This window comes from Aeromicrobium camelliae, from assembly GCF_003850045.1.
Lineage (GTDB): Bacteria > Actinomycetota > Actinomycetes > Propionibacteriales > Nocardioidaceae > Aeromicrobium > Aeromicrobium camelliae.
Genome location: NZ_RQJX01000006.1, coordinates 84,407 through 104,989, shown reverse-complemented (window position 1 = coordinate 104,989; position 20,583 = coordinate 84,407). Strand labels below are relative to the sequence as shown.

Annotated in this window: 15 protein-coding genes; 11 read left to right on the top strand and 4 right to left on the bottom strand. The window is 68.4% G+C overall.

The window, feature by feature from the left end; all coding sequences use genetic code 11:
• Positions 1-16: 16 nt before the first annotated feature.
• A complete protein-coding gene (locus EHW97_RS06485) occupies positions 17-622 on the top strand; it encodes a GNAT family N-acetyltransferase (RefSeq protein WP_166367412.1) in 606 nt (201 codons plus the stop codon).
• Positions 623-665: 43 nt separating this feature from the next.
• Complete coding sequence (gene polA / locus EHW97_RS06480; protein ID WP_166367411.1) at positions 666-3,332, top strand: DNA polymerase I; 2,667 nt, start codon at positions 666-668, stop codon at positions 3,330-3,332.
• Positions 3,333-3,339: 7 nt separating this feature from the next.
• On the opposite strand, the gene EHW97_RS06475 is transcribed toward polA, so the two are convergent.
• A complete protein-coding gene (locus tag EHW97_RS06475; RefSeq protein WP_124236347.1) occupies positions 3,340-4,542 on the bottom strand; it encodes an oligosaccharide flippase family protein in 1,203 nt (400 codons plus the stop codon).
• A gap of 161 nt (positions 4,543-4,703) precedes the next feature.
• On the opposite strand from EHW97_RS06475, the gene EHW97_RS06470 reads away from it, so the two are divergent.
• The 6 genes from EHW97_RS06470 (at position 4,704) to coaE (ending at position 12,082) form a co-directional block, all read left to right on the top strand.
• Complete coding sequence (locus EHW97_RS06470) at positions 4,704-5,234, top strand: hypothetical protein (RefSeq protein ID WP_124236346.1); 531 nt, start codon at positions 4,704-4,706, stop codon at positions 5,232-5,234.
• Between the two features lie 2 nt (positions 5,235-5,236).
• On the top strand, positions 5,237-7,441 hold the full coding sequence (locus EHW97_RS06465) for a hypothetical protein (RefSeq protein WP_124236345.1): 2,205 nt from the start codon (positions 5,237-5,239) through the stop codon (positions 7,439-7,441).
• A 68-nt stretch (positions 7,442-7,509) separates the two neighbouring features.
• Positions 7,510-8,763 carry a M18 family aminopeptidase gene (locus EHW97_RS06460; protein ID WP_124236344.1) on the top strand — a complete coding sequence of 418 codons (1,254 nt, stop codon included), beginning with the start codon at positions 7,510-7,512 and terminating at the stop codon, positions 8,761-8,763.
• Between the two features lie 209 nt (positions 8,764-8,972).
• Positions 8,973-10,433, top strand: coding sequence for a 30S ribosomal protein S1 (gene rpsA / locus EHW97_RS06455; RefSeq protein WP_124236343.1), 1,461 nt, complete (start codon positions 8,973-8,975; stop codon positions 10,431-10,433).
• A gap of 153 nt (positions 10,434-10,586) precedes the next feature.
• Positions 10,587-11,483 (top strand): SH3 domain-containing protein, encoded by an 897-nt coding sequence (locus EHW97_RS06450; RefSeq protein ID WP_124236342.1) that lies wholly within the window; start codon positions 10,587-10,589, stop codon positions 11,481-11,483.
• On the top strand, positions 11,480-12,082 hold the full coding sequence (gene coaE, locus EHW97_RS06445) for a dephospho-CoA kinase (protein WP_124236341.1): 603 nt from the start codon (positions 11,480-11,482) through the stop codon (positions 12,080-12,082). Before EHW97_RS06450 ends, coaE begins: the two co-directional genes overlap by 4 nt.
• A 1-nt stretch (position 12,083) precedes the next feature.
• Here the strand turns inward: coaE and EHW97_RS06440 are convergent, their stop codons facing one another.
• The 3 genes from EHW97_RS06440 to EHW97_RS06430 form a co-directional block, all read right to left on the bottom strand.
• Positions 12,084-12,980 carry a sigma-70 family RNA polymerase sigma factor gene (locus EHW97_RS06440; RefSeq protein WP_124236395.1) on the bottom strand — a complete coding sequence of 299 codons (897 nt, stop codon included), beginning with the start codon at positions 12,978-12,980 and terminating at the stop codon, positions 12,084-12,086.
• 156 nt (positions 12,981-13,136) lie between these two features.
• A complete protein-coding gene (locus EHW97_RS06435) occupies positions 13,137-15,242 on the bottom strand; it encodes a S9 family peptidase (protein WP_124236340.1) in 2,106 nt (701 codons plus the stop codon).
• On the bottom strand, positions 15,239-16,561 hold the full coding sequence (locus EHW97_RS06430; RefSeq protein ID WP_124236339.1) for a DNA polymerase IV: 1,323 nt from the start codon (positions 16,559-16,561) through the stop codon (positions 15,239-15,241). Before EHW97_RS06430 ends, EHW97_RS06435 begins: the two co-directional genes overlap by 4 nt.
• Positions 16,562-16,684: 123 nt before the next feature.
• Between EHW97_RS06430 and EHW97_RS06425 the strand changes: the two genes are divergently transcribed.
• From EHW97_RS06425 to EHW97_RS06415, 3 genes are all read left to right on the top strand, one after another.
• The gene (locus EHW97_RS06425; RefSeq protein WP_166367410.1) at positions 16,685-17,677 is read left to right on the top strand and encodes a DUF4192 domain-containing protein; all 993 of its coding nucleotides are present in this window, start codon (positions 16,685-16,687) and stop codon (positions 17,675-17,677) included.
• Between the two features lie 21 nt (positions 17,678-17,698).
• Positions 17,699-19,177 (top strand): glutamate-cysteine ligase family protein, encoded by a 1,479-nt coding sequence (locus EHW97_RS06420; protein ID WP_124236337.1) that lies wholly within the window; start codon positions 17,699-17,701, stop codon positions 19,175-19,177.
• 112 nt (positions 19,178-19,289) lie between these two features.
• Entirely contained in the window at positions 19,290-20,549 is a 1,260-nt protein-coding gene (locus EHW97_RS06415; RefSeq protein WP_208001922.1) for an RNA polymerase sigma factor, read from the top strand.
• Positions 20,550-20,583: the final 34 nt, after the last annotated feature.

Below are 20,583 nucleotides of genomic sequence, written 5' to 3'. Positions count from 1 at the left end.
GACGGAAGGGTGGGGCATGGGAGCACGGCCGCCGGTGACGCTGCGGGACGCGACGATCGATGACGCCGAGAACCTGATCTGCCTGTGGGCTGCCTGCGCGGCCGCCGCGGGCGACGAGGGCTCCGAGGCGTTCAGTCAGCAGACGCTGTGGCGCGAGCCCACATGCGAGGAGGCCGCCGAGGCCCTCGCCTTCAACTTCGCCCATCGCGCACGCCGCATCATCGTCGCGGTCGACGAGGAGGAACGCGTCGTCGGTGCTGTCGTGGGCGACCTCGCCACCCTCACCCCGGTCAGCCGGTCGCGCGTCCTCGTCGTGACCGACCTCCAGGTCGCCCCCGAATGCCGCCGCAAGTCCATCGCAGCGCTGTTGTTGTCCGCCATGGCGGCCCACGCCGAGGAGCAGGGCTGCGAGATCATCCTGTCGACCGTCTCGGCGCACGCGCGCGAGTCGAACCGCTACATGGCCAAGCTCGGCTTCAACCAGATCGCGGTGCTCCGAGCCGCGCAGACCAGCCTGTTGCGGGCGCGCCTCGACGGCAAGGTCGCCCATTCGAAGGTCACCGGACGTCTTCTAGCAGTGCGTCGCACGCTGCGGCGCCGGGTCGGCACCCCCGTCGGCTGACCGTCGCTCCTTCGTGTCGGTCCGGCGGTCTAGGGTGGCTGTCGTGGACCGACTCCTGCTGATCGACGGCCATTCAGTCGCCTACCGCGCCTTCTTCGCGTTGCCGGTGGAGAACTTCTCCACCACTACCGGGCAGAGCACCAACGCAGTCTTCGGGTTCACCTCGATGCTCATCAACGTGCTGCGCGATGAGAAGCCCACGCACGTCGGGGTGGCGTTCGACGTCTCCCGCGCCTCGTTCCGCACCGAGCAGTACGCCGAGTACAAGGCCAACCGCTCGGCCTCCCCGCAGGAGTTCAAGGGACAGGTCGAACTCGTCAAAGAGGTCCTCGACGCGCTCGGCATCCAGTACCTGGAGAAGCCCGGTTACGAGGCCGACGACGTCATCGGCACCCTCGCGCGCCAGGCCGAGGACGCCGGCATGGAGGTGCTGATCTGCACCGGCGACCGCGACTCCTTCCAGCTGGTCAGCGACCGCACCACCATCCTCTATCCCAAGCGCGGCGTCTCCGACCTCTCGCGCATGACGCCTGCCGCGGTCGAGGAGAAGTACGGTGTGCCGCCGCAGCGGTACCCCGACCTCGCCGCGCTGGTGGGGGAGTCCAGCGACAACCTCCCGGGCGTCCCCGGGGTGGGACCCAAGACGGCCGCCAAGTGGATCAACGCCTACGACGGCCTCGACGGCGTCGTGGCGAACGTCGACGCGATCGGGGGCAAGGCCGGCCAGTCGCTGCGCGACCATCTCGACGACGTCCTGCGGAACCGGCGGCTCAACGCGCTGGTGTGCGATCTGGACCTGCCTGCAGGGCCCACCGATCTCGGCTTCACCACCGAGTGGAACCGCGACGCCATCCACCGCGTGTTCGACGCCCTGGAGTTCTCCGCCTTGCGCGAGCGGTTGTTCGACTACCTCGGCGGCGGCGACGAGAAGGCGTCGGCCGACGCCGCTGTCGCGCTCGACCTCGCCCTCCCTGGGGAGGGGCAGGTCGGTGCCTGGCTCGACGAACACGCGGCAGCGGGCACCGTCGTGGGTGTCGACGTATCGGGCGTCTTGCGTCCCTCGGGTGCGCGGGCCGACACCATCGCCGTGGCCACCGCCGACGGCCACGGCATGTGGGTCAGCACCGACGCGCTGACGGTGCAGGACGACGCGGCGCTCGCCGCATGGCTGGCCGATACGACCCGGCAGAAGGTCTTCCATGACGCCAAGGGCCAAGTCCACGCGCTGGCCGCGCAGGGCTGGAGTGTCGACGGCGTCGTCGCCGATACCGCCCTCGCCGCCTACCTCGTGCGCCCTGACCAGCGTTCCTACGATCTCGCTGACCTCGCGGTCCGCTATCTGCACCGCGAGATCAGTACGAGCGACGACTCCGGTCAGTTGGCGTTCGACGACGACTCCGCCGGCGCGCAGAGCGCGGTGCAGCGCGCCCGCGCGGCGGTCGACCTCTGGGCCACCCTCGAGCCGCAAGTGGAGCAGCACGGCGCGCTGGACCTCTTGCGCTCGGTCGAGTTGCCGCTGATCCGGGTGTTGCGGCAGATGGAGTCCACCGGCATCGCCGTCGACGGCGCGCATCTCGACGCCCTGCATCAGGAGTTCACCCATCGCATGCTCGGGGCGGCGCAGGACGCGTACGCGGTGATCGGCCGGGAGGTGAACCTCGGCTCGCCCAAGCAGCTGCAGGTCGTCCTGTTCGAAGAGCTGGCCATGCCCAAGACCAAGCGCACCAAGACCGGTTACACCACCGATGCTGACGCGCTGCAGTCCCTCTACGCCAAGACCGAGCACCCGTTCCTCGAGCACCTGCTGGCCCACCGCGACGTCACCCGCTTGCGGCAGACGGTCGAGGGCTTGCAGAAGACGGTGCAGTCCGACGGCCGCATCCACACGACGTACTACCAGACGATCGCGGCCACCGGCCGACTCAGCTCGGCCGACCCGAACCTGCAGAACATCCCGATCCGCACCGAGTCCGGTCGCCGGATCCGCGAGGCCTTCTGCGTGGGTGAGGGCTTCGAGACCCTGCTCACCGCGGACTACAGCCAGATCGAGATGCGGATCATGGCGCACTTGTCCGAGGATGCCGACCTCATCGAGGCGTTCCGGTCCGGCCATGACTTCCACACCGTCATGGCGGCCAAGGTGTTCGACCGCGCCCCCGACGACATCGACGGCGGCTTGCGCGCACGCATCAAGGCGATGAACTACGGCCTCGCCTACGGCCTCTCGTCGTACGGCCTGGGGCAGCAGCTCGGTATCACCCCTGGCGAGGCTCAGGTCCTCATGGACGACTACTTCCAGACCTTCGGCGGGGTGCGCGATTACCTGCAGGGCGTGGTTGACGATGCGCGCCAAACCGGGTTCACCGAGACGATCATGGGGCGTCGTCGCTACCTGCCCGACCTGCAGAGCGACAACCGTCAGCGCCGGGAGATGGCCGAGCGCATGGCGCTCAACGCCCCGATCCAGGGGTCGGCGGCCGACATCATCAAGGTCGCGATGCTCGGCGTCGATCGTGCGCTGCGCGAATCCGGGCTGCGGTCCCGGATGCTGCTGCAGGTGCACGACGAACTCGTCCTCGAAGTAGCGCGCGGCGAGCTGGACCGGGTGGAGAGCCTCGTGCGCGAGCAGATGGCGGGCGCCGCGCAGCTCTCGGTGCCGCTCGACGTCTCCGTCGGCATCGGCCGGACCTGGCACGAAGCCGGGCACTGAGCGTTCGTCAGGGCGTGCGAGCCGGTGCCGACCGGCGTTCGGTCAGCAGCGGCAACGCCAGCAGGACGACGCACAACCCCCCGGAGCATCCGGCCACGATGAGCACCAGGCCGGTAATGCCGACATCGAGGGTGTAGGCGAGCGCCACGACGAGGGCGAGCGCCGCCCAGATGAGCACGGTGGCACCCTTCGAGCGACGGGCCAGTGCGTCGAACACGAGCATATGCGCCAGTGCGAGGAACGAGCCGGAGAGTGCGAAGAGCCACAGGCGCCCGGAGATCTCGGAGTACTGCGGTCCGCCGACGAGGGCGAGGGCGAGCTGCGGCAGCACCAGCGTGCCTCCGATGACGCAGATCCCGAGGAGCGTGACTGCGCCGGCCGCGAGCATGCGCGAGCGGTGGCTTTCGTCGCGAGAGAGCGTGGGGAAGAGCACCACGCTGACGAACTGGGGTAGGAACAGCGTCGCTTTGGTGAGGATGAGCCCGGCCGCGTAGAGGCCGCTGTCGTGCGGGTCGAACAGGTTGCGGGCGATGAGTGCGTCGGCGTTGCTGAGCACGAAGTACGACAGCAGGGCGAAGGCGGAGCCGGCCGTCTCGGTGAGCAGAAGACGGATGTCGTCGTGCTCTCCGCGGATGCGCAGCAGTCCGAGGCCGGCGATGACGGGCAGCCACGCCCCGACGGCCAGCCCGAGCATCGCGCCGGCCGCGCTGGGTAGCAGCAGGATGCCCGTGCACCCGCCGACCAACCGGCCGAAGCCGTTCCCGAGGTAGATGGCCGACAGCTTGTGCCAGCGCTCCGTGCCCTGCGCGACGCCGGCCTGCGCGCCCATCACCGTCAGGGGCACGATCATGGCGCCGCACAACAGCACGGGAACGGGGGAGTCGAGGCGCAGCAGCGGCGTCATGACGACCGTCGAGCACGCGACCACCGCACCCACGGCGGCCGACACGCTCCACGTGACGCGGGAAGCGGCTCCGATGATGGCGGCCCGGCGCTCGAGCGGCGCGACGGAGAGCTTGCGGGCGATCGTGGCCTGCAGCCCCAACGAGACGACGTTCGCGACGAGGATGATGCTGAGCAATGCGGTGACCGCACCGAATTCGGCGGGGATCAGCATGCGCGCTGCCACCAGGTTGAAGCCGTAGGTGACGACGTTCATGACCATCATCGCAGCGGCGACCAGCGTCGCGGAACGGAGATGGAGCTGCACGATTACCGAACTTACGGCAGGAGTACCAACTCCGCCGACACCGGACGCGGACTCCTCCGTCAAGGTCATACCCAAAACGACGAAAGTGTGATCTGATTCACTCTCGAGAAGGGAGTTCTCGGGCCTCACCCCCATCGTTCTGGGGCCCGAGTAGTCACACAATGACCAAGGGAGAGTTGGTCGCCGGTGCCCTGTTGGCGCTGGCGGCCGTTGTTTTCGTCATGCTCGGCGAGAGTCTGGATCTGGGAATCGCGTTCGTGGTGATCCTCGGGATCGGGCTCGGCGCCGTGATCGCTCTGGTGCCACACGCGTCGCTCGCATCGCGCGTCGTTGCGTTCGCCGTGGGCCTTGCCGTCGCCTGGGTGGGTTACGCGCTGCGCGTCGCCGTCCTTCCGGACACGTCCGTCGGCCGCGCCGTGACCGTCGCGGGAGTCATCCTCGTGCTGACTGCCATCACGGCCATTGCTCGCGGGCGCCTGCCGTTCTGGTCCGTGCTGCTCGGCGCCGCCGGTTTCGCCGGAGCCTACGAGCACGTGTTCGCCGAGAACCCGCCGCTGTTCGCCACCGAGTCCGTGTCCACGATGACGAGCCTCCTGCTCGCCGTCGTGGTGGGACTCGTCGTGACCGTGCTGTGCGTGGATCCGGGGTCGCGGTCGCGCTCGACCGCGGCCGAAGAGAGGGAGTTGGTCTGAAGATGTCGAAGCGCAAGTACGCGGTGGCCACGATGGCCGCTGTCAGCGGATGCCTGCTGGTCGCGGCCCAGGCGCCCATCGCCGGGGCGGTCGCGGCCGCGTCCGGAGTGTCCGGCGACGTGTCGATCACCAACACGGAAACCGTCGACGCGAAGCTCACCGCGGACGGCAAGGTGTCGTCCCAGCGGATCTACGACCAGCTCGTGCTGAAGGGCGACGGGTCGGTCGAGGTTGACAACCCGGTGGCTGACGGCGCCCGCAACCTCAACGGGTTCGGAGGCTTGTCCATCCGTGACGGCAAGCAGCGCATCGCCACGAAGGTCAATGGAGAGAAGGCGTACCGCACGGTGGCTGATTACGACGGTGAGCTGCCGGTCGACGTGCGGGTCGAGTACCGACTCGACGGCGAGAAGGTCGAGCCCAAGGAGATCGTGGGCAAGAGCGGCACTCTCGAGGTGACCTATCACGTCCGCAACATGACCGGTAAGCAGCAGGACGTCACGTACGTCGACGGCGAAGGCAAGACGAAGAAGTCGACGATGGCGGTCGTGGTGCCGCTAGTCGGTTCGATGTCGACGGTTCTGCCGGCGAACTTCACGAACGTGCAGTCAGAACAGGCCAACGCGGGAGGCGACGGCAAGGGCGGCACCCTGCTGTCCTTCACGATGACGTTGTTCCCGCCGATCGGCTCCGACCGCACGACCTTCGGCTACACCGCGGAGATCGAGGACGGTCTGGTGCCGGAAGCGAGCATGTCGGTGCTGCCGGTCAATCCGCTGAAGAGCCCCTCGTTCGCCGGTGGCGCGGCCAGCTACAAGGGCGGCGCCGACTCCGGCGTCGAGCTCACCGAAGGCGCCGCGACCATCGACCAGAACCTCCTGAAGATCCGGGACGGCGCTGAGGAACTCGTCGCCGGCATCCTCCAGCTCGACGCGGGCGCGGGAGAGTTGAAGAGCGGTACCGGGGAGTTGGCGGCCGGTGCCAAGAAACTCAGCGGCGGAGCCGGCGAGCTGAACGCCGGCGCCCAGAAGCTGAACGCCGGCGCGGGAACCTTGAACTCCGGTGCTGCGGAGTTGAATGCCGGGGCCCACAAGCTCAACGCAGGTGCGGGGGAACTGGCGGGTGGTGCGAACCAGCTGGCCGCCGGTCTCGGAGACGCCCAAGCCAAGGCGCCGGCTCTGCTGGATGGTGTCGCTCAGCTGGGCGCGGGGTTGGCGAAGCTGCAAGCAGGTATGGACACAGTCGAAGCCAGTATTCGTGCAAGTGGCGAGAAGGCAAAGGGCGAGATGGGAGCGGGCATCAGCGGATTCTCGAACACCGACGTCCGGCCGATTCTCGCGAACGCGCAGGTCCCGCTTCGAGAGCTCCTGGCAGCGGCTAGCGCCCCAGATGCATCGCCGGAGCTGAAAGCAACGGCGACTCAGTTGACGGCCGCGCTCACCGCGGTCGGCGTCGCGGACGCCACGCTCCACCAAGGGATTCCACAGGTGGTCGGTAAGGTCCAGGCCGGCGTAGATCAGCTCACCAACGGGATCATTGCTCAAGGCCTTGGCAGTGCCACAACGGAAGGAACCCTTCGTAACGGAGTTGCCCAGCTGCAAGCTGGCGTCGGAGAGTTGCAAGCCGGTGGTAACGATCTGCTGACGGGTCTCGGGCAGCTCAAGGCGGGAGCCGACAAACTGAACGGCGGCGCAGGTCAACTCGCCGCGGGCGCCGGTGACCTCAGCGGCGGTACATCACGCCTTGCGGCGGGAACCGGTGAACTTGCGGCCGGCAGTGGACAGCTCGCGGCCGGTACGGGCGAGCTTGCTCCCGGTGCGCAGGAGTTGGCCGCCGGTGCGGGCAAGCTCGACGCGGGTGCCGGACAACTGGCGGACGGTCTCGGCCAGGCCGCGGGCTCGGCCCCGCAGCTCCCCGAGGGTGCACAGCAACTGTCCGACCAGGGCACGTCGCAGCTGAAGAACGTCGGCAACGCGACGGCGATGGACTACGGCCAGAAGTACGCGCTGATCGAAGCGGGCGCTGAACGGGCCGCCGAGTTGCAGCCGTACGGAAGCCCCGAGGGGGCCGTGTCGCGGGCGGCGTACAAGCTGACGTTCGCGGCCGAGGACGGTGAGGATCGCGCCAACCTCCTGCGTGGAGGGGCAGCCGCGGCCATCGCACTGCTCGGACTCGGTGGACTCGCCATCCGGCGCAAGCTGAGCTGACGCAACCGCACGAACCGGGATGCGCTGGTCACGGCCGGCGCATCCCGGTTCGTCGTTACAGTGGCGGCATGGTGAACGCCGCTGCTGCCGACCTGTGCCGTTTCGTCGACGCCTCGCCGAGCCCGTTCCACGCGGTGCAGACGGCGGCGGCCGAACTGGACGCCGCCGGGTTCCAGCGTGTCGAGGAGACGGCGGCGTGGCCCGCGGGAGGCCGTTACTACCTGCAGCGCGGTGGATCGCTCATCGCCTGGGCGACAGCCGAAGGGGCTCCTGCTCATGCGGGCTTCCGCGTCGTCGGGGCCCACACCGACAGCCCCAACCTGCGGGTCAAGCAGCACCATGAGGTGCGGTTCGACGGCATGGGTGTCGTCGCACTCGAGCCGTACGGCGGCCCGATCCTCGAAAGCTGGCTCGACCGGGATCTCGCCCTGGCGGGGCGGCTCGTGCTCAAGGGCGGCCGCGAGGTGCTCGTGCACACCGAAGAGCCGGTGGTGCGCGTTCCGCACCTGGCGATCCACCTCGACCGCGGTGGCAGCGAACTCGACCGGCAGCGTCACCTCAACGGCATCTGGAGCCTGGGGGAGCAGAACCTCCTCGCATCGATCGCCGAACGTGCCGGAGTGCCGGGCGACGACGTTCTCGGCTTCGAGCTGATGACCGCCGACGCTGCGCCGAGCGCGCTGTTCGGTCCGCAGGACGAGTTCGTCGCCGCGCCGCGGCTCGACAACCAGGCCACGTGTTTCGCCGGCCTCCGCGCGTTCCTCGACGCGGGGGAGTCTGCTGGTCCCCACCACACGATGCTGGTCCTGTTCGACCACGAGGAAGTGGGCAGCACCTCCGAGCGCGGGGCCCAGTCCGACCTGCTCGCCACGACGATCGAGCGCATCGTGCTCGCCGCCGGTGGCAGCCGCGACGACTACCACCGCGCCATCGCCGCGTCGGTGTGCGCGTCGGGCGACATGGCCCACGCGACCCACCCCAACTACGCGGACAAGCACGAGCCGCTGCACCGCATCACGATGGGCGGCGGTCCGGTGCTCAAGGTGAACCAGAACCTCCGTTACGCCACAGACGCTCGCGGCACCGCCATCTTCGCGCAGGCCTGCGACGAGGCCGGGGTCCCGCTCCAGCGCTACGTCCACCGTGCCGACCTGCCATGCGGCTCGACCATCGGACCGCTGAGCGCCGCGCGCACGGGCATGCTCACGGCCGACGTCGGCGCTCCGCAGCTGGCGATGCACGCTGCGCGCGAGACCATGGCGTCGGCCGACATCGAGCTCTACGCCCGCGCCTTGGCTGCGTTCCTCGCCCCGCTCGGCTGATTCGGGAACAAAATCTGCTCGCCCCGGGTTATGTGTGACGACGAGCGTGGCGTACGCTTGTAGATGCGCTGGCGACCTGTGCGTTCCTCGGACGGAGCAGGATCGCAACTCGCGTCCCGAGGTGAGCCCTTCGGCATCATCCCGGTTCACGATCCAAGGGGAGCGAGCGCTCGATAACTCTATCCATCATCCATCGGAGCCCATCCCTTATGACTTCTGGCCTCGCAACTCCTTCTGCGGCCCCGCAGGTTGCGGTCAACGACATCGGCAACGAGGACGACTTCCTCGCAGCCATCGACAAGACCATCAAGTACTTCAACGACGGCGACATCGTCGACGGCACCATCGTCAAGGTGGACCGTGATGAAGTTCTCCTCGACATCGGCTACAAGACCGAGGGTGTCATCCCCTCGCGCGAGCTGTCGATCAAGCACGACATCGACCCCAACGAGGTCGTCGCTGTCGGCGACAACATCGAGGCCCTGGTCCTGCAGAAGGAGGACAAGGAAGGCCGCCTGATCCTGAGCAAGAAGCGTGCTCAGTACGAGCGTGCCTGGGGCGACATCGAGAAGATCAAGGCCGAGGAAGGCGTCGTCGAGGGCACCGTCATCGAGGTCGTCAAGGGCGGCCTCATCATGGACATCGGTCTTCGTGGCTTCCTGCCGGCCTCGCTCGTCGAGATGCGTCGCGTCCGCGACCTCGACCCCTACATCGGGCAGAAGCTCGAGGCCAAGATCATCGAGCTGGACAAGAACCGCAACAACGTCGTCCTGTCGCGCCGCGCGTGGCTGGAGGAGACGCAGTCCGCGGTCCGCCAGAACTTCCTGACCGAGCTCAAGAAGGGCCAGGTCCGCAAGGGCGTCATCAGCTCCATCGTCAACTTCGGCGCGTTCGTCGATCTCGGCGGCGTCGACGGCCTCGTGCACGTCTCGGAGCTGTCGTGGAAGCACATCGACCACCCGAACGAGGTCGTTCAGGTGGGCGACGAGGTCACCGTCGAGGTCCTCGAGGTCGACATGGAGCGCGAGCGCGTGTCGCTGTCGCTCAAGGCGACCCAGGAAGACCCGTGGCAGCACTTCGCTCGCACGCACCAGATCGGCCAGATCGTTCCGGGCCGCGTCACCAAGCTCGTCCCGTTCGGCGCCTTCGTCCGCGTCGAGGAGGGCATCGAGGGCCTGGTCCACATCTCGGAGCTCGCCGAGCGTCACGTCGAGATCCCCGAGCAGGTCGTGCAGATCGGCGACCAGGTCATGGTCAAGATCATCGACATCGACCTCGAGCGTCGTCGTATCTCGCTGTCGCTCAAGCAGGCGAACGAGACCGCTGTCGCCGAGGACGTCGAGGACTTCGACCCCACGCTCTACGGCATGGCGTCCTCGTACGACGAGAACGGCAACTACATCTACCCCGAGGGCTTCGATCCGGAGACCGGCGAGTGGCAGGAGGGCTACGAAGAGGCCCGCGCCACCTGGGAGAAGCAGTACGCCGAGGCGCACGAGCGCTGGGAGGCGCACAAGCGTCAGATCGCCGACGCCGAGAAGGCCAACATCGACGCTGGCGAGGCCCCGGCGGGTGGCTACTCCTCCGAGGCTCCGGCTCCCACCGGCGGCTCGCTCGCCTCGGACGAGGCGCTGCAGGCTCTGCGCGAGAAGCTGACCGGCGGCGAGTGATCGCTTCCCCTCAGCGAGGGGAACCGGCTCATGGGAACGGCCCCGGACCATCTGGTCCGGGGCCGTTCCCATGTCGCGGTGTGGACACCGCCCTTGACCGTTTGGGACGGGTCCGTAGGGTAGGTCGGGTTGTCAACCATCTAGTGAGGTGCTGTGTCGACCCCCGGACACCGCAAGGTCACATCCCGTCGCCGTTTCGATTCTCGGCGGCTCACCCGGACAGCCGCGGCTCCCGCCATCGGCATCACTGCCGTCGCCGCTGCCGCACTCGCCACCCTTGGTGGCGCGTCGCCGGCCCAGCCGGCAGCGGATGCCGCCTCCCAGCAGTCCGACATCATCTCGGCGTCGCTGCTCGGCGCGCGCACCGAACCACCGGTCAGCCGCAGCGTCGAACGCCCCCCGCTTCCCGGTGACGGTGAAACGAACCAGGTCGGCGCCATGTTCCTCCTCGAGGACGTCGACGTGCGCTCCGCGGCCGCGGACGACGCCCCCGTGCTGGCCTCGCTCGGCAAGGGCGGGCAGGTCACTGTCACCGACGTGGAGGCGAACGGCTATCGCCAGATCGTGCACAACGATCTGCCGCGCTGGGTGCCCGCCGACGTTCTGTCGGAGACGGAGCCGAAGCCCGAACCCTCACCGGAACCCGAACCGGAGCCCGAGCCGGAGAACGTCGGCCTGTCCAGCGCACCGTGCGCCACCGGCTCGGACGTGGAGAGCGGTCTGCTGCCGGACACCATCGCCGTGCACCGTGCCGTGTGCGCCGCCTTCCCTGAGGTGAGCACCTACGGCGGCGTCGCCGGCCGTCACGAGCACGCCACCGGACAGGCACTCGACATCATGGTGACGGGCGAGAGCGGCTGGCGTATCGCGGAGTTCCTGCAGGCGCACCAGGCGGAGCTCGGCGTCGAGTATCTGATCTTCGAGCAGAAGATCTGGTCGGTCGAGCGCGCCAGCGAAGGCTGGCGCCCGATGGAGGACCGTGGTGGCACGACTGCCAACCATTACGACCATGTGCACGTGACGACGTACGGCTCGGCGGGCACGCAGTGACGCTGCGCGTCGGGCTCACCGGCGGTATCGGATCGGGCAAGAGCACCGTCAGTGCGCTGCTGCGTGAGCGCGGTGCTGTGGTCATCGACTACGACCAGCTGGCTCGCGACGTCGTCGAACCGGGCGAACCGGCGCTGACGGCGATCGCCGAGCGATTCGGCGCGAGCGTGCTCCACCCCGACGGGACGCTCAACCGGCCCGCACTCGGTGCGATCGTCTTCACCGATCCGGATGCCCGGCGCGACCTCGAGGCCATCACGCACCCGGCGATCCGTGATCGGGCGGCGCAGTTGGAGCGCGAGGCGGGAGAGGACGGCATCGTCGTCCACGACAATCCGCTGCTTGTGGAGATGGGTGCGGCCGAGCACTGCGACGTCGTGCTGGTCGTCGACGTTCCCGAACAGATTCAGATCGACCGGCTGGTGCGTGACCGTGGCATGAGCGAGGACGACGCCCGTGCTCGGATCGCCGCCCAGGCGTCGCGCGAGCAGCGTGCCGCTGCCGCCGATCACGTGATCGACAACAGCGGCACAAAGAACGAGCTCGTCCACACAGTCGGGGGTCTGTGGGACGAGCTCGTCCGGTCGAGCGCGTCGTAGTTTACGCGGCGAGTTCGGGGTCGGCGATCGCTCGGAGCTTGGCCAGCGCCTGACGCTCCACCTGACGGACGCGCTCGGCGGAGATGCCGTGGCGACGGCCGATGTCGGCGAGCTTCTGCTGACGGCCGTCGAGCAGGCCGTACCGCGCCTTGACGATGTCGGCCTCGCGCTCGTCGAGGTGATCGACGAGGTTGAGCAGCTGATCACGCGCGGCGTGGTCGAGCGCAGCGGCGTCCGGGCCCGGCATCGGGTCACGCGCGATCAGGTCACCGAGCGACGTGTCGCCCTCGTCGTCGACGGGGGAGTCGAGGCTCACGTGATCGCGGCCCCACGACAGCAGGTCGATGACACGATCGACATCCATGCCCAGCTCGGCCGCGATCTCGGCCGGCTCAGGGTCGTACCCGAGCTCCCGCTCGAGGTTGCGGCGGGCGCCGGAGACCTGGTTCAACTCCTCCACGACATGCACGGGAAGGCGCACGACGCGGGCCTGCTGGGCCACGCCGCGGGTGATCGCCTGGCGCACCCACCAGGTGGCGTAGGTGGAGAACTTGAAGCCCTTGACGTAGTCGAACTTCTCCACCGCGCGGATGAGCCCGGTGTTGCCCTCCTGGATGAGATCCAGCATCGGCATCTGAGCGCGCCCGTACTTACGGGCGATCGAGACGACGAGGCGGAGGTTGGCCTGGATGAACTCCTGAAGGGCGCGGTCGCCCTCTTCGGCGAGCCACTCCAGCTCCTCACGGGTGGCGCGCTTCGGCGCACCGCCCTTGGCGCGACCGACACGGCCGCTCTCGAGGAGATGACGCGCGAACAGACCGGCCTCGATGGTCTTGCTCAGCTCGACCTCACGCTCTGCGTCCAGCAGAGGCGTGCGGGCGATCTCGGCGAGGTACATGCCGACGCTGTCCTTGCCTTCGATGTCGGTGTTGTGGTCCACGGAGGGTCTCCCATCACTTGGTTGCACCTGGTACAACGGCAGGCGCCCCCTGGGGATTCCGCTCTCAGCGGGTTCTTAGCAAGCTTGTGACGGACGTAACGAAACGGCCGGAACCTATGTCGTGGGGGCCGCGCCGGCAGCGTCGAGGATCCAGGCGAGCTCCCAGGCCCGCTCGCGCCACGCGGCGTAGCGGCCGCTCACACCGCCGTGCCCGGCGGACATCTCGGTCTTGAGCAGGATCGGCTGATCGGTGACCGCGACGCTGCGCAGCTTGGCCACCCATTTGGCCGGCTCGACGTACAGCACGCGGGTGTCGTTGAGGCTGGTGACGGCGCAGATCCTGGGGTAAGCGTGGGGACCGACGTTCTCGTACGGGGAGTAGGACTTCATGTACGCGTAGACGTCGGGATCGTGCAGCGGATCGCCCCACTCGTCCCATTCGATGACCGTCAGCGGCAGCGAGGGGTCGAGGATCGAGGTGAGGGCGTCGACGAACGGGACCTCGGCGAGGATGCCGGCGAAGGCGTCTGGCGCCATGTTGGCCACCGCGCCCATGAGCAGACCCCCGGCGCTGCCACCCTCGGCGACCAGCCGGTCGGCGGTCGTCCATCCGGCGTCGACGAGGTAGTGCGCGCAGGCGATGAAGTCGGTGAACGTGTTGCGCTTCGCCAGCAGTTTGCCGTCCTCGTACCAGTGGCGCCCCATCTCGCCGCCGCCGCGCACGTGCGCGACGGCGTACACGAAGCCGCGGTCGAGCAGGCTCAGCCGCGGGATGGAGAAGCCCGGGTCCATCGACGCCTCGTAGGACCCGTACCCGTAGAGCAACGCGGGGGCGGTGCCGTCGCGCGGTGTGTCGTGGCGGTAGACGATGGAGATCGGTACGCGCGTGCCGTCGTCGGCGGTCGCCCAGGCGCGTTCCTGGCGGTACTGCGCCGGGTCGTAGCCGCCGAGCACCGGGACCTGACGCCGCAGCACCAGCGTGCCGCTCGCGAGGTCGTAGTCGTAGACCGAACCGGGCGTGACGAACGAGGTGTATCCGAGGCGTAGGAACGGAGGGTCCCACTCGGCGTTGGCGCCGACGCCGCAGGAGAACAATTCCTCCTCGAACGTGATCTCCTCGAGCGGGCCGAACCCGCCGTCGACGATCGGCATGATGGCCACGCGGGTGAGCGCCTCGCGGCGATAACTGACGGCCACGAACCGCTTGAACACGTCGACGTCGTCGAGTCGCGTCGTGTCGTCGGCGGGGATCACGACCGTGCGCTGAGTCGGATCGTCGACGGGGACGACGGCCAGCTCGAAGTTGGGCGCGCCCTCGTTGTGGAGCAGCAGGAAGTGGTCCTGTCCGTCGACGACGACGTGCTCGATGCCGTACTCGACACCCTCGCGGCGCGGCAGGACGACGCGGAACTCACCCGTCGGGTCGTCCGCCTCGAGTACGCGGGATTCGCTGGTGATCTTGGACCCGACGCTGATGACGAGGTACCGCTCGGACTGCGATCGGCCGACCCCGACGAAGTAGCGCTCGTCGGGCTCCTCGAACACGAGGACGTCGGACTCGTCGGCTCCCACCCGGTGGCGCCACACCTGGTACGGCCGCCAGGCGTCGTCGACGACGGTGTAGAACAGGTGGCTCCCGTCGGCGGACCAGGTGGCGCCGGCGGCCGCCCCGGTGATCTCGTCGCCGAGCAGCTTTCCGGTGCGGACGTCCTTGATCCGGATGGTGTACCGCTCGTCGCCGGTGGTGTCGACCGACCACGCGAGCAGGGCGTCGTCGTCGCTGAGGCTGAAGGCGCCCAGCGAGAAGAACTCGTGCCCCTGCGCCTCCACGTTCGCGTCGAGCAGGATCTCCTCGCCCTCGATGGGGGCCTCACCGTCCAGCGTGGGAGGGGTCCAGTCGTCGCGGTCGGTGATCGGGCAACGGCAGCGGATCGCGTACTGCTGTCCCTCGCGGGTGCGGGTGTAGTACCACCAGTCACCGTGCCGGACCGGGACGGAGAGATCGGTCTCCTGCGTGCGCGACTTGATCTCGTCGAAGATCTGCTCGCGCAGACCGGCCAGGTGCGCGGTCTGCTGCTCGGCGTACGCGTTCTCGGCCTCCAGATACGCGATGGTGGCCGGGTCCTCCTTGTCCCTGAGCCACTCGTACTCGTCGACGACGGAGTCGCCGTGGTGGACGCGAGTCGTGGGGCGGCGTTCGGCGAGCGGGGGCTGGGTCATGCCTCGACCGTACCGGCCGGGGCGGACGCGCGAGCCGAGAGTGCGGGGTCGTCGTCGGCGAACGTCATGATGGGTCCGGACGGCGTCAGCCGTGTCTCGAAGCGCACCGTGACGCGCCCGAGCCCGGCGCCCCACACCCACCCGTCGCCGTGCTCGGTGTGGGTGACGTCCATGCCGGCCACCCATGTGCGTTCGGGTTGATGCCGGACGGCGCGGCGGGGGAGGGGTGCAGTGTCGTCCTCGTCGCTGGGCGGCTCGCTGAAGAGGTCGTCCTGCACCCAATCGGTGAGCCCGGAGACCCCGACACCGAGCAGCCGGAGGCCACCGGTGACGTCGGCCGCCGCGAGGAGACCCAAAGCGGTGTCGGTGATGACCCGCGGATGATCGGTGGGTCCCGGCAGCGTGATGGAGCGGGTGTGCGTCTCGAAGTCGTGCCGGCGCATCTTGAGCGTCACCGTGCGGCCTGACTGTCCGGCGGCGCGGAGGCGGCGCGCGACGGTCCGCGCCAGCGTGTCGGTGACAGAGGCCAGCTCGGCACGATCGGCGATATCGACCGGGAACGTGTCCTCGACGCTGACGGACTTGGCCTCACGATGCGCCTCGACAGGACGGTCGTCCTCGCCGCGGGCGAGATGGAACAGCGAGCGACCGCTCGCCGTTCCCAGCGAGCGCGTCAGTTCGTCGAGGCTCAGTGCGCGCAGCTGCTCGATCGTCTCGACGCCGAGGCGCCGCAATCGTTCGGCCGTCGCGGGGCCGACGCCGGGGATGGCGGTGACCTGCATCGGCGCCAAGAGTTCGAGTTCGGTTCCTGGATGGGCGATGAAGTGGCCGTCGGGCTTGTTGAGTTCGCTGGCGATCTTGGCCAGAAACTTCGAACTGGCCACGCCCACCGAACAGGTGAGCCCGTGAGTCCGTTCGGTGATGTCGGCACGCAGTTGGACGACGAGCGATTCGAGGTCGTCGGGATCGAAGTCCGGGTTGGCGGCAAGGTCGACGAATGCCTCGTCGAGTGACAGCGGCTGGACCAGGGGTGAGAGCTCGCGTAGCCGTTCCATGACGATGCGCGACGCCTCGCGGTAGGCGTCGAAGCGGCCGGCGAGGAACGCCGCGTGCGGACAGCGCCCGCGAGCCTCGGCCATGCTCATGGCGGACCGGACACCGAACCTGCGCGCCTCGTAAGAGGCGGTGGAGACCACGCCGCGGCCGCCGATACCCCCCACGATCACCGGCTTGCCGCGCAGCGACGGCTTGTCACGCTGCTCCACGGCTGCGAAGAAGGCGTCGAGATCCACATGGAGGATCGATGCCGTGGCGCGCATGAGTCCATTGTGTCGTGCACTCCGGACAGTTCCCGCATCCACAAGCATGAGCTCACCTCCGCGCGTCCACAGGCTGCATCGGGGCTTCTTCACCGCGGGCGCTGCGACGTCGAGGCTCGGGATATGACTCGATCCCAGGACCCGCCCCTGTACCGCGCCCATACCTTCGAAGATCTGCTCAACGCCGTGCCCGCCCTCTTCGGCTTCGTGCCCCGCGAGTCGATCATCGGGCTCTGCGTGAGCGGCCCCCGCAACCGCTTCGGCTTCCGGTTGCGCATCGACATCCCCGAGCGGCGTTCCGACGACGAGCAGGTCGCAGCCGTCGTCGCCGAGCACCTGCGGCGCAACGCCGACGAGGCGGTGATCCTCATCGGGCTGAGCGAGAACCCTGCGGTGGCCGAGGAGTTGCTGCATGCGGTCGGCGAGCGGCTCGGGTCGCTACCGGTGCGCCTGAAGATCTGGGCGACCGACCAGCGTCTGTGGACCGATCTTCCCGACTGTCCGTCCGAGGGGGAGCCCTACGAGTTGTCCGACGTGCACGCCGCACGTGTATCCGCCGTAGCGGCCGGGCTGACCGTGCTCGAGGACCGCGACGCGCTCTACGACGAGATCGCGCCGTTGAGCGGTCCGCGGCAGGACTGGATGCACGACGCCGCGTTCACCGCGCTCGAGGACGCGTGCCATCGAGGCGACCCCGCGGGCGAGATCGGCCAGGTCGAGCGTCTGCTGGCCGGTGATCACGATTACGCCGACGGCGAACTCGTGCGGCTGGGCGTCCTCGTCACCTCGATACCGGCGCGGGACGCGGCGTGGCTGCGCATCGACCGGGAGAACGCGCCCCGGATGCATGGTCTCTGGTGCTCGGTGGCGCGGCGGATGCCCGAGGCCATGTCGGTGCCCGCACTCTGTCTTGCCGGGTTCTCCGCGTGGATATGGGGCGACGGAGCGCGTGCGGTGGTGGCGCTGGAACGGGCGCAGCGGATCGCCCCCTCCTACTCGATGGCCAACCTGTTGTTGACCCTCGTCTCGCATGGCGTGAACCCGGCGCGATGGGCCGACTTCGCGCAGGCCGACGCCGATGTCGGACCTGACGTCGTCACCCGACGGAGTGCGTGATTCTTCTCTACGCTGACGTGCATGGGACAAGACGTCGACGCCCGTGAGTTCACGCGGGAGGACCGCACCCGTTACCGCGCCAAGGTCCGCAGATGCCTGGACGCCCTCGCCTCCATGCTGAGCGAGGAGGACTTCTCGGTCGATCACCCCCAGATCGGCATCGAGGTGGAGTTCAACCTCGTCGACGCCGCCGGGGACCCCGCTCTGCGCAACGCCGAGGCGCTGGACCGCATCGCCGACGAGGACTTCCAGACCGAACTCGGCCTCTTCAACCTCGAGGTCAACGTGCCGCCCGTGGAGATCGGTGGCCGGGGGCTCGCGAAGATCGCCGACAAGCTGCGCGACGACCTCATGCACGCCGATCGCCGGGCGACGGCCGTGGACGCCCGCCTCCTGATGATCGGCATCCTGCCCACGCTGCAGGAGTCGCACTTCACGGGCGACGCGATCTCCGCCAACCCCCGCTACCACCTGCTGTCCGACCAGATCCTCGCCGCGCGCGGAGAGGACATCGAGATCGAGATCGACGGCGTCGACCGGCTCGCCACGACGACCGACACGATCATCCCCGAGGCCGCGTGCACGAGCACCCAGCTGCACCTGCAGGTCGAGCCGGACGAGTTCGGCGCGGCCTGGAACGCCTCCCAGGCCGTCGCCGGGGTCCAGCTGGCAGTGGGCGCCAACTCGCCGTTCCTGCTCGGGCGGCAACTGTGGCACGAGACGCGCATCGCGCTGTTCGAGCAGGCCACCGACACCCGCAGCGAGGAGCTCAAGGTGCAGGGCGTGCGTCCGCGCGTGTGGTTCGGTGAGCGCTGGATCACCTCGGTCTTCGACCTGTTCGAGGAGAACTCCAAGTACTTCCCGGCGCTGCTGCCGGTCGTTGAGGAGGAGGATCCGGTCGAGGAACTGGCGGCTGGACGCATCCCGAGCCTGGCCGAGCTGAAGTTGCACAACGGCACGATCTACCGCTGGAACCGTCCCATCTACGACGTTGCGGACGGCCGGCCGCACTTGCGGATCGAGAACCGGCTGCTGCCGGCCGGTCCTACGGTCGTCGATGCGCTGGCGAACGCTGCGTTCTTCTACGGCCTCGTCAAGGCCCTGGTGCTGGCGGAGCGGCCGGTCTGGTCCCAGATGCCGTTCGCGGCGGCCGAGGAGAACTTCCACGCCGCCGCCCGCACGGGCATCGAGACCGAGCTGGTGTGGCCGAACGTCGGTGCCGTGCCAGCCCGCGAACTCGTCTTGCGCCATCTGCTGCCGCTCGCGCACGCCGGTCTGGAGTCCAGCGCTGTGGACCAGGATGTCGCCGATCGGCTTCTCGGCATCATCGAACAACGGTGTCTCACGGGACGCAACGGAGCGACCTGGATGATCGAGGCATTCCGGCGTCACCCGATGGCCGCGACCGACCGGCTCGCGGCTCTGCGCGACCTCACGGTGGAGTATCGAGAGCACATGTTGACCGGGGAACCAGTGCATACCTGGCCCCATCGCGGCTGAACCGCCGACGGGTGATTCACGCGTTGGGGTGGCGTGGCACACTAGTGCGCAGAGGTTGACCAGAGGGCTCTTTGTTGCGCCCTCGACTCGATGATGCGAGGTTGATGTCCCGGTGACTCCAGCAGCTGGCTCGACGAAGAAGACGGCCGCCGCCAAGGCTCCCGCCAAGAAGGCAGCCGCAGCCAAGAAGCCGGCGGTGAAGAAGGCACCAGCGAAGAAGCCCGCGGCCAAGAAGGCCGCAGAGGTCCTGGAGGAGACGATCGACCTCGCGGGCGCGCTGGAAGTTCCCGAAGCCGCCAAGGTCGATGCCAATGGCAAGAAGGTCCTGCCCGATATCTCGGACGAGGAGTTCGAGAAGGATCTGGCGACCGACCCGACGCTGAAGGAGGACGAGGAGTCCAGCTTCACGCTGTCGACCGCCGACGACACCGATGAGCCTGCCCAGCAGGTCATGGTCGCCGGTGCCACGGCCGACCCGGTCAAGGACTACCTCAAGCAGATCGGCAAGGTCTCGCTGCTGACCGCCGGCGAGGAGGTCGAGCTCGCCAAGCGCATCGAGGCCGGCCTGTTCGCCGAGGAGAAGCTCGCCAAGGGCGGGCGCATCTCGGACAAGACCCGCGAAGAGCTCGAGTGGATCGTCGTCGACGGGCGCCGGGCCAAGAACCACCTGCTCGAGGCCAACCTGCGTCTCGTCGTCTCGCTCGCCAAGCGCTACACCGGCCGCGGCATGCTGTTCCTGGACCTCATCCAGGAGGGCAACCTCGGTCTGATCCGCGCGGTCGAGAAGTTCGACTACACCAAGGGCTTCAAGTTCTCCACGTACGCCACCTGGTGGATCCGCCAGGCGATCACCCGTGCGATGGCCGACCAGGCCCGCACGATTCGCATCCCGGTGCACATGGTCGAGGTCATCAACAAGCTCGCTCGTGTCCAGCGGCAGATGCTGCAGGACCTGGGTCGCGAGCCCACCCCGGAGGAGCTCGCCAAGGAACTGGACATGACGCCCGAGAAGGTCGTCGAGGTCCAGAAGTACGGCCGCGAGCCGATCAGCCTCCACACGCCCCTCGGCGAGGACGGCGACAGCGAGTTCGGCGACCTCATCGAGGACTCCGAGGCGATCGTCCCGGCCGATGCCGTGTCCTTCACGCTGCTGCAGGAGCAGCTGCACGCGGTCCTCGACACCCTCAGCGAGCGTGAGTCCGGCGTCGTGTCGATGCGCTTCGGCCTGACCGACGGCCAGCCCAAGACGCTCGACGAGATCGGCAAGGTCTACGGCGTGACGCGTGAACGCATCCGTCAGATCGAGTCCAAGACCATGAGCAAGCTGCGCCACCCGTCGCGCTCGCAGGTTCTGCGCGACTACCTGGACTGAGATTCTCAGCACGGAGAAACGCCCGGTCCTGATC